Below are 14,549 nucleotides of genomic sequence, written 5' to 3'. Positions count from 1 at the left end.
CCTCGATCTCTCCCGGCGTTCAGGAGCGCTTCAGCAGCGACCACACGGCCGGCACCAGGCTTGCCGCCAGGGCAACCTTGATCAGATCGCCGACTATGAATGGCACGACGCCGAACTGCCAAGACTTTTCGGGACCGATCAGCAGCGCCAGCCAGGCAAAGCCCATCGCCATCATGACGACTTCGGCAACCAGCATCGCGTTGAAAAGCTTGACCGGATGACGGTCCCAGCCCCGATCGGCGGCCCAGCCGACAATCGCCGCCATGGCCACGAAACCCAAGAGATAGCCGCCGGTCGAGCCGAGCATGTAAGCAATGCCGATACCCTTTTCCGGGGTGCTCTGGAAGACCGGAAAGCCCATCGCGCCCTCTGCCATGTAGAGCAGCAAGGTGGCGACGCCCAGACGCATGCCGAAGGCGGCGGCGATCAGCAGCACGGCCAGCGTCTGCATCGAAATGTCGACCGGTCCGAGCATCACCTTGGTCTTGGCAGACAGGGTCAGCAGCAGCGTTCCGGCGATCGCCAGGAAAAGCTGCGTTGCCAGCCGCGCCGCGCCCTCTTGCGGCAAAGCCAGAGACACAAGCGGACGCATCGTTGTTGCAATTGCCATCGTATTTCCCCAATCCGATTGCCGCTATCTCATATTCGCGGCCTCGCGTTCTCCTATATTGGCTTGTGTGTTATGCGGCAATCGGTTTTGCCGTCTCCTCTAACAAGGCACCGATGCACCTGCCATGGCTCTCAAATTCGAAACCGGCTTCGATCCCGCCTATGGCAAGGCGGTGAGCGTCGCGCCGGATATCCAGCGCATCACGGCCCGCAATCCAAGCCCCTTCACCTTTCACGGCACCAACAGCTACATCGTTGGCCGCGATACGCTGGCGGTGATCGATCCTGGGCCGGACGACGAGGCGCATCTGCAAACCCTGCTCGATGTGATCGCAGGCCGGCCGGTCAGCCATATCTTCGTCAGCCACACGCACCGCGACCATTCCCCGCTGGCGGCCCGGCTGAAAGAGCGCACCGGCGCCGCCGTGCTGGCAGAAGGACCGCATCGCCCTGCAAGACCCCTGCATATCGGCGAGACCAACGCGCTCGACGCCAGTGCCGACACTGCTTTCGTTCCCGATATCGCATTGCCCGACGACAGGGTGGTCGACGGCGACGGCTGGTCGATCAGGACGATTTTGACCCCGGGCCACACCGCCAATCACGCGACATTCGGGCTGGAAGGAACCGGGATCCTGTTTTCGGCCGATCATGTCATGGCATGGGCGACGTCCATCGTCGCGCCGCCGGATGGGGCGATGGCCGACTATATGGCTTCGCTAGACCGGTTGATCGAACGCGGGGACCGCCTGCTGCTGCCGGGACATGGCGGGCCGGTGACCAAACCACGTGGTTTCATGCGAGGGTTGAAGACGCATCGCAAGATGCGCGAGCGCGCCATACTGGAGCGGGTCAGAGCCGGCGACCGGACGATCGTGGACATGGTCAAGGCGATCTATCGCGATACCGACCCGCGGCTGCATGGCGCTGCCGGATTGTCGGTGCTTGCCCATCTCGAGGACCTGGTGGAACGCGGTCTGGTCGTGACAGACGCAGCACCGGCCATTGACGGCAATTTCACGCCGGCCAGATAGGCCTTCATTCGGCCGGAGCAGCACCCACCTGGCCGGCGACTTCCTGGTCGAGTTCAGCGAGGAAATCGACGATGCGCGCGGCATTGTCGCCGAGGTCGTAGCGGCCGTAGCGAGAGGCCGACCGCATGTCGACGATGATCGTGTCCCCGTCATCGGTCACGCGGATCGCGACGTCGGCGGGAAGCCCGACGACAAAGCCCTTGGCCACCGCGGTAATCGTCACCTCGGTTTGCCCTCTGAGGTCTGGATAGGGCTCGGAAAGGTCCCAATCGCGCCGGTCGAGCACGGTCTCGACGGCATCCACGACGGTGTCGAACGGCAGGTCGTAGCTGCGTGCGCTGACCAGCGGATAGCTCTCGGTCTGCAGCCGCTGTTCGCCAGGCGTGGATGGGGAGAGCACATTCATGTCTTTGGTCCGGTCGCTCACGTCGAGCGCGGGTGGATTGTCGAAATCCGTCGAGATATCCCTGAGCGGCGGATAGATAGTCGCCCAGTAGGCTGCAACGCCATAGGGTGCGAGCACCAGCAGCGCCAGCAAGGCGCCGACCGTCAGGTCACGACCGCCAAGGTCGCCGAAGTTCCACAGCCGCGAAAAGGCAAATCCTGCAAACAACAGCGCCAGGGCCGCCAGCAGCGCCACAATCCCCATCACCCAAAGGAAGACAGGCGTTTCGACGAGGTCGAAGCGATGGCCGACGAAAACGGTCAGCAGCAGCACCGCCGAAAAGGCGGCCGTGCGTCGCGACCATCCGGCCGCCTTCGAGGTCTGCCGTTCAGGAATACTTGCCATCGATTGCCGCACCACCCCAACCCGAACGGAGACTTGGAGCGGTTCGTCGTCTCACGGCAACGACAAACTGCTCTATCTCTTTGTTTTGACGCAATTCCCGGAATTGCTCTAGAACCTTTTGCTGACGGCTTGAAGCCGAAAGACGCAACATTCCCGTCAATCCGTCGGCAAGCGATAGTCCCGGAATTGCTGACGCAAGGTGACCTTCTGGATCTTGCCGGTGGCGGTGTGCGGTATTTCGCCGACGAAGGCGACATCGTCCGGCATCCACCATTTGGCGACCTTGCCATCCATGAAGTCGAGAATGTCAGCCTTGGTCGGTTCCTTCCCCGGCTTGCGAACAACGACCAGCAACGGCCGCTCGCCCCACTTCGAATGATGGACGCCGATCGCTGCTGCCTCGGCGACATCGGGATGACCGACAGCCAGGTTCTCGAGATCGATGGTCGAAATCCATTCACCGCCGGACTTGATGACGTCCTTGGCCCGATCGGTGATCTGCATGTAGCCGCCGGCGTCTATGTGGGCGACGTCGCCGGTGTCGAACCAGCCGTCGCCGTCGAACTGCTCCGAGCCAACACCGCCATAGTAGGCGCGGGCAACGGCCGGTCCACGCACCTTCAAGCGGCCGAATGTCTTGCCATCCCAGGGCTGCGCATTGTCGTCGTCGTCGGTCACCTTCATTTCGACGCCGAAGGGCGGGTAGCCCTGTTTCTGCTGGACGTCGAGCCGGGCTTCACCCTGGAGACCGGCATAGTCCGGCTTCAAGGTGCACAGTGTGCCGAGCGGCGACATTTCGGTCATGCCCCAGGCGTGGATGACCTGGACATCGTAGTTCTGCTGAAACTTGGTCATGATCGCGCGCGGGCAGGACGAGCCGCCGATGACGACCTTGTTCAGATAGGGAAGCTTCTTGCCGGTCTCCTCCAGATACTGCAGCAGCATCATCCAGACGGTCGGCACAGCAGCGCTGAAGGTCACCTTCTCGGTGTCGAGCAATTCATAGATCGAGGCGCCGTCCATCTTGCAGCCGGGCATGACCAGCTTGGCGCCGATCATCGGCCCGCTCTGGCCAAGGCCCCAGGCATTGGCGTGGAACATCGGCACGACCGGCAAGATCGTATCGCGTGCCGACAGCCCCATGGCGTCAGGCATGGCGGCGATCATGGCGTGCAGCACGTTCGAGCGGTGGCTGTAGACGACGCCCTTCGGATCGCCCGTGGTCCCTGACGTGTAGCACATGCCGGCAGCCGTGCCTTCGTCGAAGGTCTTCCAGGCGAAGTCGCCATCCGCCTCATCAAGCCATTCTTCATAGGCAACCACATTCGGCAGGGTCGTCTGCGGCATGTGCGCCTTGTCGGTCAGCACGATCACCTGTTTCAGCGACTTGACGGCGCCGGCGATCTTTTCGAGCAACGGCACGAAGGTCAGGTCGACGAAGACAGCCTTGTCCTCGGCATTGTTCATGATCCAGACGATCTGCTCGGGAAACAGGCGTGGATTGAGCGTATGGTAGATGGCGCCGATGCCCATGATGCCGTACCAGGCCTCGATGTGGCGCGCCGTGTTCCACGCGAGTGTGGCGATGCGGTCGCCCAGGCGATAGCCGTCGCGTTCCAGCCTCTGGGCGACCTTCAGGGCGCGGCGATGGATGTCCGCATAGCTGGTGCGCACGATCGGCCCCTCGATCGAGCGCGACACGATCTCGCGCACGCCATGCTGCCGCTCGGCATTGTCGATGAGCTTATGGCAAAGCAGCGGCCATTCCTGCATCAGTCCCAGCATTCGTTCCTCCCCTGCGCTTTGCGTCTTGCTTTTCGTGCCATTGTGGAGCGAACCGGCGGATTGTCCAGCCACCAGCACCGGCAAGCCCAGCATTGATCGGCATGACGGACAAGACCGCCACAATCCGGCCATCGTCGGCGTTAAGGTTCGTTAACGGGCAAGGGGCGATTGGCGACTGAAAGAGGTTCGCATGGACGCGCAGCTCGACGACAAGTCCCTTGAGAATACGCTTGCCGAAAGTCTGGCCGATCTGGGCCCTGATACAAAGACTGTTTCCGAAGATGAATTTGTTGAAGTTGTCGGCGGCGCGCTGGAAGCGGTCGGCGGCACACTGCTGTTCAAGATGTGCGTCCAGAACGAAGGCGAAGGCCAGCACGTCGCAGCCGCATCCATCGGCGACGGTGGCAATCGCCAGTTCCTGCTGCTCACCTTGCCAACCGGTGGCGGCCCCCTGAAGGTCGAGACCACATCGAGAAGCAGCAACCCGGTGGCCGGTATCGCGGCCGCCTATGCCGGGTTGATGGATGCGTTCAAGACCGCCGCCTGACCATCTCAGGCAATCTTCGAAACCGTGATCGGGCCTGCACCCGGCCTGGGCCAATGGTTTGTGACTTGCGTGGCGACAGCAGGCCTTGCGCAACGCATTTGCGCGACACACCTTAAAGCCGAGGCAAGGAGAACCCGCATGGATCAGATCGTCAACCCGGCACCTGGGTTCCAACGCAATCCCGACAAGGTCATCACCATCGAGCCTTATGTCGGCACCGTTACGGTGCGTGTCGGAGACACAGTGATAGCGTCATCGACGAAGGCCAAGGTGCTGACCGAACCTCCCTATCCCGCGGCCTTCTACATTCCGTTCGCCGACATCGATTTCGGCAAGCTCAGCAGCACGGAACATTCGACCCACTGTCCCTACAAGGGTGATGCCAGCTATTGGAGCGTGCTGCCTGCGGGCGAGACCGGCCAGAACGCGATGTGGGCTTACGAGCAGCCCTTCGACGAAATGGCTGAAATCCGCGACCACGGCGCATTCTACGTCAGCAAGGTCAGCATCGAAGCAAAAGCGGGCTGAGCACTTCGACTTGCCTCTCAGATGCATCGAGAGTCAGGTAGCCGGCACCACCCGAATATCAACGCACCTAGTCCGTGGTGCCGTGATTGCCGAAGCCGTCGGCATCGTCGAGCCGCACGAAGGTCAGGCCCTTGGCCTTGAGCGCCAGAAGCCCCTGCACCACGCCTTCGCCGGCCGCATGGGTCGGCTGGTTGATGTGCGAGATAATGACGTCGCCGTCCTTGGCCGCCGCGATGCGCCGCGCGGTTTCCCTGGCGCCGAGCAATGAGCCACCATCGCCATTTATCGAGAATCCCGCGATCTTGAAGCCAAGCTTGCGGATCATGGCGATTGCCGACGGGCTGTATTCGGCGGTCGCGCCACGAAACCATTTCGGCGCCGGCTCGCCGGTCTTGGCAAGGGCGGCGGCACCCGACTGGACCTCGGCCAGCACGGCGTCGGGGCTGCCGGCGCTGCGGATGCCGTAGATCTTTTGCGGCGTGTCGACGGCCGGGATATGATGGCCGCCGTGATTTTCCAGCTCGAACAGGTCCGGATGCGCCCGCATGATCTCGACCGCGGCAGCGTTTCGCTTCAGCCAGATGCCGGTCACGAAAATGGTGGCGGGTATCTTGCTTTCGACCAGCGCCGAAAGGATCCGGTTGTCAGTCTGTCCACCGCAGGCATCGAGCGTGAGCGCAACGCGGCCGGCTCCGCTTGCCTCCGGCCTGATGTGCAATGTCGGCTCGACGAGCGGCGCGGCATGGCCGCTGGACACCACGGCCAACGACATGGCGATCACGCAGAGACTTTTTTGCAGCAGGCGCATCAAACCGCATTCCCGACCGGTGCTTTCAAGCAGCCATCCCAAGACCCGCATGAAGGCGAAAATCGGGATGGTGCATAGCAGAAAAGCGCCCGGCGCGACAATTTGACTGTCCGTGGTGCGAACGGCTTGTTCCGCGACCAGCGATGGCCGTTGTCCGCGCGACGCATGAACTCAGATGGCGCGTTCGAGCTTCACGTCGGTGCGCGAAAGGAGTTCGCGCACCGCATCGACGACTGGTTTGACCTCCAGTCGCCAGACGCAGTAGGCCCTGCCGAAATCCGGCCGGCCGCAACGGTCGCTGGCCACGCAGTCGCAAGGCATCGGCGGTTGAAGCGCGATATTGGGCACGCCGACGGGACCCCACTGCGACGGCGGCGTCAAGCCGAACAGCCCGACAACCGGGATTCCGGCTGCGGCCGCCATGTGCATCGGGCCGCTCTCATTGCCGAGAAACAGCCGGGCCTGTTTCAGCACCGCCAGCAACGTCTCAAGCGACAGCGCTCCAACGAGATTGACGACGGGCGACGCTGTCCTGGCGACGATGCGTTCGGCAATCTCCCGCTCGTCCGGACCGCCCACCAGAACGACGTCCAAACCGGTTTCGCCGGCAATCTCGCCAATCGCCTCGGCAAACCGCTCCGGCTGCCAACGTCGCCCTTCGAAGCTTGCGCCGGCGTGGACGGCGATGAAAGCGTTTGGATGAAGATGATGCTTGCCCAGCAGCGCCAACGCATTTGACGTCTCGGGCGGGAGCGGTTGGAGGTTTGGAACCGTCACATGGAGACCGACGCCAAGCGCCTGGAGCGGCGAAAGATAGCGGTAGACGAAATGTTCTCCACCAAAGCCAAATGGCTTGGCAAACACGTTGGCGGGCTGCCGCTCCAGCAGACGCAATGGCCTCTCGGTGGGATTGTAGCCGACACGGGTCTTTGCATTGACCAGCCCGGTGAGCATGCGTGACGTCTTTGAATCGGTCAGGTCGATCGTCAGGTCGAAATGGAAACGGCGCAGCGCCCGCACGACGGCGTAAAGCTCTTTGCCGCGCTGCAGGGGGGTGCCGCGCAGGTGGGCACGCTTGAACGTGACCACCTCGGAGGCAATGTCATGGGCGACTACGAAGCTCGCGAAGCGAGCGTCGCACAGAAACACCAGCCTGGCATCGGGGAATTCGAGCCGCAGGTTTTCTGAGAGCACCGAGGCGAGAACGAGATCTCCAATGTACTTCGTTTGAATGACCAGGATCGAGCGAATCGGCGCGGGTGCAGTCTGCAACATCTGTTTCCCAGGACAATTGGCGGGATGTCGAAATTACGCAATGATTACGCAATGCCGTCAGCACGTTCGTGTGAATTGCTTTACAAAACGGTAAGCTCGACCGGATGGATCCTATCCGCGGTCGGCCTTAGAGCAATTCACCGTTCACGGAAACGGCGAATCTCTAACCCTTTGCTTTGACGCAATTCCGGGAGCAAAAGCGTATCACACTTTTCCTGGAATTGCTCCAGCTCTTTGCTTTGACGCAATTCGGGACGGAAACTGCTTCACACTTTTCCGGGAATTGCTTTCGCAACCAGCACCGCCGCCTGCGCGGCCGCTAACCTCGCAATCGGCACGCGATAGGGCGAGCAGGACACGTAGTCGAGGCCGACCTCTTCGCAAAACCGAATCGAGGCCGGATCGCCGCCATGTTCACCACAGATGCCGAGCTTGATGTCGGGCCGTGTCGCCCTGCCCTTTTCGGCAGCCATGCGCACCAGTTCGCCAACCCCGTCGATGTCGAGGGAGACGAAGGGATCCTGATCGATGATGCCTTTCTGGCGGTAGGTCTCCAGGAACGAGGCCGCATCGTCGCGCGAGATGCCGAATGTGGTCTGGGTCAGGTCATTGGTACCGAAGGAGAAGAATTCGGCCGTAGCGGCGATGACATGGGCGCGGATCGCCGCGCGGGGGAGTTCAATCATCGTGCCCGTCAGATAGTCGATCTTGACGCCGGTTTCCTCCATGACGCTTTTGGCGACGGCATCGATGCGCGCCTTGACGTAGTCGAGTTCCTTCACCAGGCCGACCAGCGGCACCATAATTTCGGGAACGACAAGTGCGCCGGCCTTCTTGCCCGCCTCGACGGCGGCCTCGAAAATGGCGCGCGCCTGCATCTCCGCGATCTCGGGGTACGAAACCGCAAGCCGGCAGCCGCGATGGCCGAGCATCGGGTTGAATTCATGCAGCGCGTCGGTGCGCTGGCGGAGCTTGTCGGGCGACACCTTCATGGCGGCGGCAACCTCGGCCACCTCCTCCTCGGTCTTCGGCAGGAATTCGTGCAGCGGCGGATCGAGCAGGCGGATCGTCACCGGCAGGCCGGCCATGATCTCGAACAGTTCGAGGAAATCCGAGCGCTGCATCGGCAGCAGCTTGGCGAGTGCCGTGCGCCGGTCCTTCTCGGTGTCGGCCAGGATCATCTCGCGCATGGCAACGATGCGATCGCCATCGAAGAACATGTGCTCGGTACGGCAAAGCCCGATGCCTTCGGCGCCAAAAGAGCGCGCCATGCGCGCATCGAGCGGCGTTTCGGCATTGGTGCGCACCTTCATGCGGCGAACCGCGTCCGCCCACTCCATGATGGCGGCGAAATCGCCGGACAGTTCCGGCTGCAGCATCGGCACGGCACCCTTCAGCACCTGGCCATTGCCGCCGTCGATGGTGACAATGTCGCCCTTGCGGAAGGTCGCCCCCATCGCCATCAGCGTGCCGGCCTTGTAGTCGACGCGCAGTGAGCCTGCGCCAGACACACAGGGTTTGCCCATGCCGCGGGCGACGACCGCGGCATGGCTGGTCATGCCGCCGCGCGTAGTCAGGATGCCTTCGGCCGCATGCATGCCGTGAATGTCTTCAGGACTGGTTTCGATGCGCACCAGGATCGCCTTGCGGCCTTGCGTCTTCAACTCCTCGGCGTCAGCAGAGGAGAAGACGATCTCGCCGGTGGCGGCACCGGGAGAGGCCGGCAGCCCGACGCCGATGACGTCGCGCGCTGCCTTGGGATCGATGGTCGGGTGCAGCAGCTGGTCGAGCGAGGCCGGATCGATGCGGGCGACCGCCTCTTCCTTCGTGATCAGCTTGTCCCTTGCCATTTCGACGGCGATCTTCAACGCAGCCTTGGCGGTGCGCTTGCCGGAGCGGGTCTGCAGCATCCACAACTTGCCGCGCTCGATGGTGAATTCGAGGTCCTGCATGTCGCGATAGTGCTTCTCCAGACTATCGGAGATGGTGACGAAGGATTGGAACGCGTCCGGCATCAGCTTCTGCAAGGACGGCTTGTCCGATCCGGCGGCAATGCGCGCCGCCTCGGTGATGTTCTGCGGCGTGCGGATGCCGGCAACGACGTCCTCGCCCTGCGCGTTGACCAGGAACTCGCCATAGAGCATCTTTTCGCCGGTCGACGGATTGCGGGTGAAGGCAACGCCGGTGGCCGAGGTTTCGCCCATATTGCCGAACACCATGGCCTGGACGTTGACCGCCGTGCCCCAGCTTTCGGGGATGTCGTGCAGGCGCCGGTAAGTGATGGCGCGGTTGTTCATCCAGCTCGAAAACACAGCGCCGATGGCGCCCCACAGCTGCTCATGTGGATCCTGCGGAAACGGCTTGCCGAGTTCTTCCTCGACCTTGGCCTTGTAGAGCGCAATGACGCCTTGCCATTCGAGAGCCGTCAGTTCGGTGTCGAGCTCATAGCCGAGCCCGCCCTTCTGGTCTTCGAGGATTTCCTCGAACACCTCATGGTCGAGGCCCATCACGACATCGGAATACATCTGGATGAAGCGGCGGTAGCTGTCATAGGCAAAGCGCGCGTCGCCCGAATCGGCGGCCAGCGCCTCGACCGTCTCGTCGTTCAGCCCGAGATTGAGCACGGTATCCATCATGCCGGGCATCGAGGCGCGGGCACCCGAACGCACCGAGACCAGCAGCAGTTTCGACGGATCTCCGAACCGGCGGCCGGTCAGCCGTCCGATGTGATCGAGCGCGACCGCGACATCCGTTTCCAACCCTGATGGATAGGTGCGGCCATTGGCGTAGTAAGCGTTGCAGACCTCGGTGGTGATGGTGAACCCGGGCGGCACCGGCAGGCCCAGGCTGCACATCTCGGCCAGATTGGCGCCCTTGCCACCCAGCAGATTCCTATCGCCGGCACGGCCTTCCGCCGCACCATCGCCAAAGGTGAAAACCCATTTGGTCATGCTTTGCTCTCCGGTTGCAGGAGATTGGAAAGATTGGCGAAACGGAAAGTTCCGCCGTGTCCGACTGTCGAGCGATATGATGCTGCAGTGCGAAACGCAAGGCGTCGGCAAAGTTGTCCGGCCGCTACAATCGATTAAGCAAAAGCTCTGTCCAAGGATGCGGCAAAAAGACTTGCTTTTCCGGAGCTTTGGGATTAGAACATAACAGGAACAAAGGTGCGCCATGAAACTACACGGAAAACTCGATTATCTGGAAATGCCGGCGACCGGCGGAACGCTGGACCGGCTCAAGGCTTTCTACAGCGCTGCCTTTGCCTGGTCGTTCACCGACTATGGACCGACCTACTCAGCCTTTGCCGAGGGGCTGGACGGAGGGTTCCAGGCCGACGCCGCGGAAGCGCCCGCCAAGCCGCTGCCCGTGCTCTACAGCAAGGATCTGGAAGCGACACTCGACGCCGTCGAAAGTGCCGGTGGCACGATCGTCAAGCCGATCTTTCCGTTCCCCGGCGGCCGGCGCTTTCACTTTGTCGATCCGGCCGGAAACGAGATGGCGGTGTGGTCTGAATAGCCACAGCATGTCATCTGGCAGCACCGCGTTACCTGCCCATTTTGGGCGTTCCCATCGTCGCTCATAAGGATTGTGCTTTTCGGCTGCTCTGCTAAGAACGCGCCGCACAAGCGACTCTGACGGCAATTGGGGCGTCGCCAAGTGGTAAGGCATCGGTTTTTGGTACCGACATTCCCAGGTTCGAATCCTGGCGCCCCAGCCATATTTTTCCGGGTCCATGCTGGAACATCATCATCTCTCGGATAGGGCCGCAGCGATGTATGATCTGTCTGGCCAATGACCAGGACCAGTTCACACGTGTGGCATGACGGTCGCCGAAGCGGGCTTCCGTCATTAATCCAGGTGATTTTCCGGACGCGCGACCTGCGCTAAAATATCGCCTTACCGAAGTTGAGACTGTCGTGGCAAGGACCGACAAGCGCCCATTCAACGTGAACGTCTTCCTCAATACGGTCGACGGCGGAAGGACTGTGGCGACGTATCGCAAGAATGAGACTGTCTATTCTCAGGGCGACCCGGCGGATTCCGTCTTCTACATCCAGAAGGGCAAGGTCAAAGTCTGCATCGTATCGGAGCAGGGCAAGGAAGCGATCGTCGCTCTCCACGAGAGCGGGGACTTCTTCGGCGAAGGCTGCTTGTCCGGCCAGCCGCTGCGGTTGGCTACAGTTTCCGCGATGTTGGACAGCGTCATTGCGCGGCTTGATAAAGCATCAATCACGCGGGTGCTCCGGGAGGAGCCGAAGTTCTCAGAGATGTTCATGTCCTATTTGCTGGCGAGGAACGCCCGCGTCGAAGAGGACCTGGTAGACCAGCTTTTCAATTCGAGTGAGAAGCGTCTGGCGAGGTTGCTCCTTCTGATGGCAAACTTTGGCAGGGAGGGGAACCCTCAGCCCGTCATCCCGAAGATAAGCCAGGAGACGCTCGCGGAGATGGTCGGCACCACCAGGTCGCGCGTTAGCACGTTCATGAACAAGTTCCGCAAGCTCGGGTTCATCCATTACAATGGAAATCTGGAGGTTCATAACTCCCTCCTGAACGTGGTCCTGCACGACAATCCTCACCTAAGGGACAGGGACCGTTGAGGACTGTTCTGTGTGGAACAGCCAAGTCACCTGTGCGGATGTTATATTCCCGGCGGTCCCACCCTCCGGACCGGACCTACAACCTAAGACCATCTCGGCGAGGCAACGGCATGACTGCCGGCGTACCGACCGCGGTCGTGCGAGTCAGAAAGATGGCTCGGCGTTGTCGATAACGTCGGCGCGTCCGTCCCGCACCCCCCGCAAGCGGACGCGCCGGCCCCCGTATTTCATGGTCATGCACGGAGGGCTTGTGCATCGTCCGCCACCCAGCACCGCCTTTCGGCGACCATGGTGCGTGGCGGTCATGTGATGGCTTACGCGAACTCGGACGATCTCTTCAAGCTGGCCGTTCGAAAGCATGCACATGGCCTCAACAGTATAGCCTTGAACATCTCCCTCTTTTCCATACAAGGTCATCGAAGATTCCACCAAGACGGGTGGCGGTCAAAATGGAACTTCAATGAACCTTCCCATCTTCGCCATCAACCTCGATCGCGAGACCGGTCGCTGGAGCGAATTGCTCGCCAGCGCCGAAGCGGCCGGCCTGACCTTGCAGCGCATTGCGGCTATCGACGGCCGCGCGCTTGCCAAGGCGGACTGGACGGAGATCGATCTTCCAACCGCGCGCAAGTTGAGCGGGCGCGACATTCTGCCCGGCGAATACGCCTGTTACCGCAGCCATGTCCAGGCGCTGGAAACGTTCCTGACCGGTGGCAGCGCCTATGGCCTGATTGTCGAGGATGACATCCTCTTCAGCGAAGACACCACACGGCGCATCGAGGCCATCATCGCCGCGGTGCCGGATTTCGACGTCATCAAGCTGACCAACCACCGTATCAGCCTGTTCCTGCGCGCCGTCGAGACGACGGAGGGCGACGAGATCGGTCGCGCGCTGCATGGCCCACAAGGCTCCGCCGCCGCCTATCTGGTGACGCGGGAGGGCGCGCAGGGGTTGTTGTCGGCGCTCGCGGTGATGAAAATGCCGTGGGACGTCGCCATCGAACGATTTTGGGATACCGGCCTGAAGGTCTATACGGTCCGCAAGAACGTGCTTGGCTTCGCCAGGAGCAGCGCGATCTCCGGCATAGCCGGCCCCTCGGGCAGCTACAAATTCGCGCGGTTGCCCTGGCCGCGCCGGCTGAGCGCCGGGGCGTTCCGGGCCAAGGAGTTGCTAAGCCGCCTGCATCACGTCCTGTTGCGTCCACCCCTGCCGCTGGAAACCCCGGACTACGCCAGAGACGACGCGCCGCGCTACAGCGTGCTTCTGGTCTTTGCGACATTCGCAATTCTCGCGATGGCCTCCGCGGTCTGGCGCGAGGCTGACACTTACCGCTTCGCGGGGATGGCACTCGCCGCTGTCGCAGTCATCCGCTGGTTCAGACGGGATCTTTGGACCTACAGCAAGCCACTGATCGGATGGGTCGGCGGGCTCTGCCTGGGTTGGTCGCTCTATGTCTTCATCCGACTGGCGATCGTCTATTTCGGCACCCACCAGTTGGGTGCCGCCGAAGGCATCTACCTGTTTCCGCTGTTTTATGCGACGACCGGCTTCGCGCTCTTGCTGTTTGTCAGGCAGCCTGGGCAGCTCGTCCTCTGGTTCATGATCCTCAGCCTTGTCTTCCTGGCGGCGGACACCGGCTATTCGGACATCCTTCACGGAACCAGACCGGAGCCATGGCTTTTCAACAATCCCATTCACGCGTCGGTGGCGGCTGGTTTCATCTTCCTTTGCACGCTGCAATTCATGGCATACACGGCCCAAAGAACGGACCTGAACAAGGTATCCAGGAGCCTGCACTGGGCGCTGTCGACAGCCGTCCTGCTGTTTGCCTTCGCCAACATCATTGCGCTGCGGTCGAAGGGCGTCTGGCTTGCGCTCGCGCTCGTCCTGCTTCTGCTGGCGATCATGACGCTGGCGAGAGGTCATCGCCGCGAGCTGATGATCGGAGGCGGCGTGCTGGCAATCGTTGCAGCCAGCGTTGTCGCCATGCACAACATCTTCTGGTCCACCGCCGGCGACACCATGATCTTCGTCAAGAACCTGGTTTCGGATGCCCTCAGCCATGGCGTCCTCCCGGCCTTCGACCGCGCCATCGCCAGCAATACGGTTCCCTTAGCGGCCAGGGAACGGCTGATGCTGTGGGCCGATGCAATCGAGGTCTGGAAACGCCACCCGATCTTCGGAGCCAGTTCCAGCTGGCTCACCGAATGGCAGAACAGAACCTACCACCCCATGATCTTCAACGTCTTCCACAACGGCTATCTGGAGATAGCCGTGCGCTACGGCGTGGTCGGGCTGGCGTTCTTCGGCTTTCTCTACGCCTGGTCGTCCAGGCAGGTCCTGCTGGCCATGCGGGCCAAGCTTGTCGCTCCGGCCGTATGGTCCTGCTACATCTCAACGCTGGTCTTCTTCGCCCTCACCGTCCTCAGCAATTCGAACAACCGGCTGGCGATCGGCGAGGCCTTCATGTGGCTCGCTGCCGCATTCGGCTTCTATTGTTTTTATCTTCGCCAGCAGAAGAACCTTGTCACGCCGAGAACCTATTTTTAGATCACCGGCGCGTCGCGCGGC

At 61.7% G+C, this 14,549-nt stretch carries 12 protein-coding genes and 1 tRNA gene; 7 read left to right on the top strand and 6 right to left on the bottom strand.

Translation table 11 applies throughout. The features are described from left to right. Positions 1-19: 19 nt before the first annotated feature. Entirely contained in the window at positions 20-610 is a 591-nt protein-coding gene (locus tag AC0ZT5_RS02355) for a biotin transporter BioY (RefSeq protein ID WP_488495099.1), read from the bottom strand. 124 nt (positions 611-734) lie between these two features. Here AC0ZT5_RS02355 and AC0ZT5_RS02350 point away from each other — a divergent pair, with 124 nt between their 5' ends. Continuing rightward, positions 735-1,643, top strand: a complete 909-nt coding sequence (locus tag AC0ZT5_RS02350; RefSeq protein WP_488495098.1) for an MBL fold metallo-hydrolase — start codon at positions 735-737, stop codon at positions 1,641-1,643. Positions 1,644-1,647: 4 nt separating this feature from the next. Here the strand turns inward: AC0ZT5_RS02350 and AC0ZT5_RS02345 are convergent, their stop codons facing one another. Together AC0ZT5_RS02345 and AC0ZT5_RS02340 are read right to left on the bottom strand one after the other, a co-directional pair. Continuing rightward, entirely contained in the window at positions 1,648-2,433 is a 786-nt protein-coding gene (locus tag AC0ZT5_RS02345; protein ID WP_488495097.1) for a DUF1499 domain-containing protein, read from the bottom strand. 156 nt (positions 2,434-2,589) lie between these two features. Further along, positions 2,590-4,218, bottom strand: a complete 1,629-nt coding sequence (locus AC0ZT5_RS02340) for a fatty-acid--CoA ligase (RefSeq protein WP_488495096.1) — start codon at positions 4,216-4,218, stop codon at positions 2,590-2,592. 190 nt (positions 4,219-4,408) lie between these two features. On the opposite strand from AC0ZT5_RS02340, the gene AC0ZT5_RS02335 reads away from it, so the two are divergent. Together AC0ZT5_RS02335 and AC0ZT5_RS02330 are read left to right on the top strand one after the other, a co-directional pair. Further along, entirely contained in the window at positions 4,409-4,765 is a 357-nt protein-coding gene (locus tag AC0ZT5_RS02335; protein WP_457154218.1) for a hypothetical protein, read from the top strand. Between the two features lie 138 nt (positions 4,766-4,903). Then, complete coding sequence (locus AC0ZT5_RS02330) at positions 4,904-5,293, top strand: DUF427 domain-containing protein (protein WP_477283605.1); 390 nt, start codon at positions 4,904-4,906, stop codon at positions 5,291-5,293. 67 nt (positions 5,294-5,360) lie between these two features. Here the strand turns inward: AC0ZT5_RS02330 and AC0ZT5_RS02325 are convergent, their stop codons facing one another. The 3 genes from AC0ZT5_RS02325 to ppdK form a co-directional block, all read right to left on the bottom strand. Beyond that, entirely contained in the window at positions 5,361-6,101 is a 741-nt protein-coding gene (locus AC0ZT5_RS02325) for a polysaccharide deacetylase family protein (RefSeq protein ID WP_488495095.1), read from the bottom strand. A gap of 171 nt (positions 6,102-6,272) precedes the next feature. Further along, positions 6,273-7,376: a glycosyltransferase family 9 protein gene (locus AC0ZT5_RS02320; RefSeq protein ID WP_488495094.1), complete on the bottom strand. Its 1,104-nt coding sequence runs from the start codon at positions 7,374-7,376 to the stop codon at positions 6,273-6,275. Positions 7,377-7,642: 266 nt separating this feature from the next. After that, entirely contained in the window at positions 7,643-10,327 is a 2,685-nt protein-coding gene (ppdK, locus tag AC0ZT5_RS02315) for a pyruvate, phosphate dikinase (protein WP_488495093.1), read from the bottom strand. Positions 10,328-10,550: 223 nt separating this feature from the next. Here ppdK and AC0ZT5_RS02310 point away from each other — a divergent pair, with 223 nt between their 5' ends. The 4 genes from AC0ZT5_RS02310 (at position 10,551) to AC0ZT5_RS02295 (ending at position 14,528) form a co-directional block, all read left to right on the top strand. After that, positions 10,551-10,895, top strand: a complete 345-nt coding sequence (locus AC0ZT5_RS02310; protein WP_488495092.1) for a VOC family protein — start codon at positions 10,551-10,553, stop codon at positions 10,893-10,895. 127 nt (positions 10,896-11,022) lie between these two features. After that, a tRNA-Gln gene (locus AC0ZT5_RS02305) sits at positions 11,023-11,097 on the top strand. Between the two features lie 199 nt (positions 11,098-11,296). Then, a complete protein-coding gene (locus AC0ZT5_RS02300; RefSeq protein ID WP_488495091.1) occupies positions 11,297-11,977 on the top strand; it encodes a Crp/Fnr family transcriptional regulator in 681 nt (226 codons plus the stop codon). A gap of 460 nt (positions 11,978-12,437) precedes the next feature. Continuing rightward, a complete protein-coding gene (locus AC0ZT5_RS02295) occupies positions 12,438-14,528 on the top strand; it encodes an O-antigen ligase family protein (RefSeq protein ID WP_488495090.1) in 2,091 nt (696 codons plus the stop codon). The last annotated feature ends 21 nt before the right edge of the window (positions 14,529-14,549 follow it).

The sequence above is a fragment of the Mesorhizobium sp. CNPSo 4670 genome (genome assembly GCF_057784235.1).
This window is presented reverse-complemented; position numbering and strand designations above follow the sequence as displayed.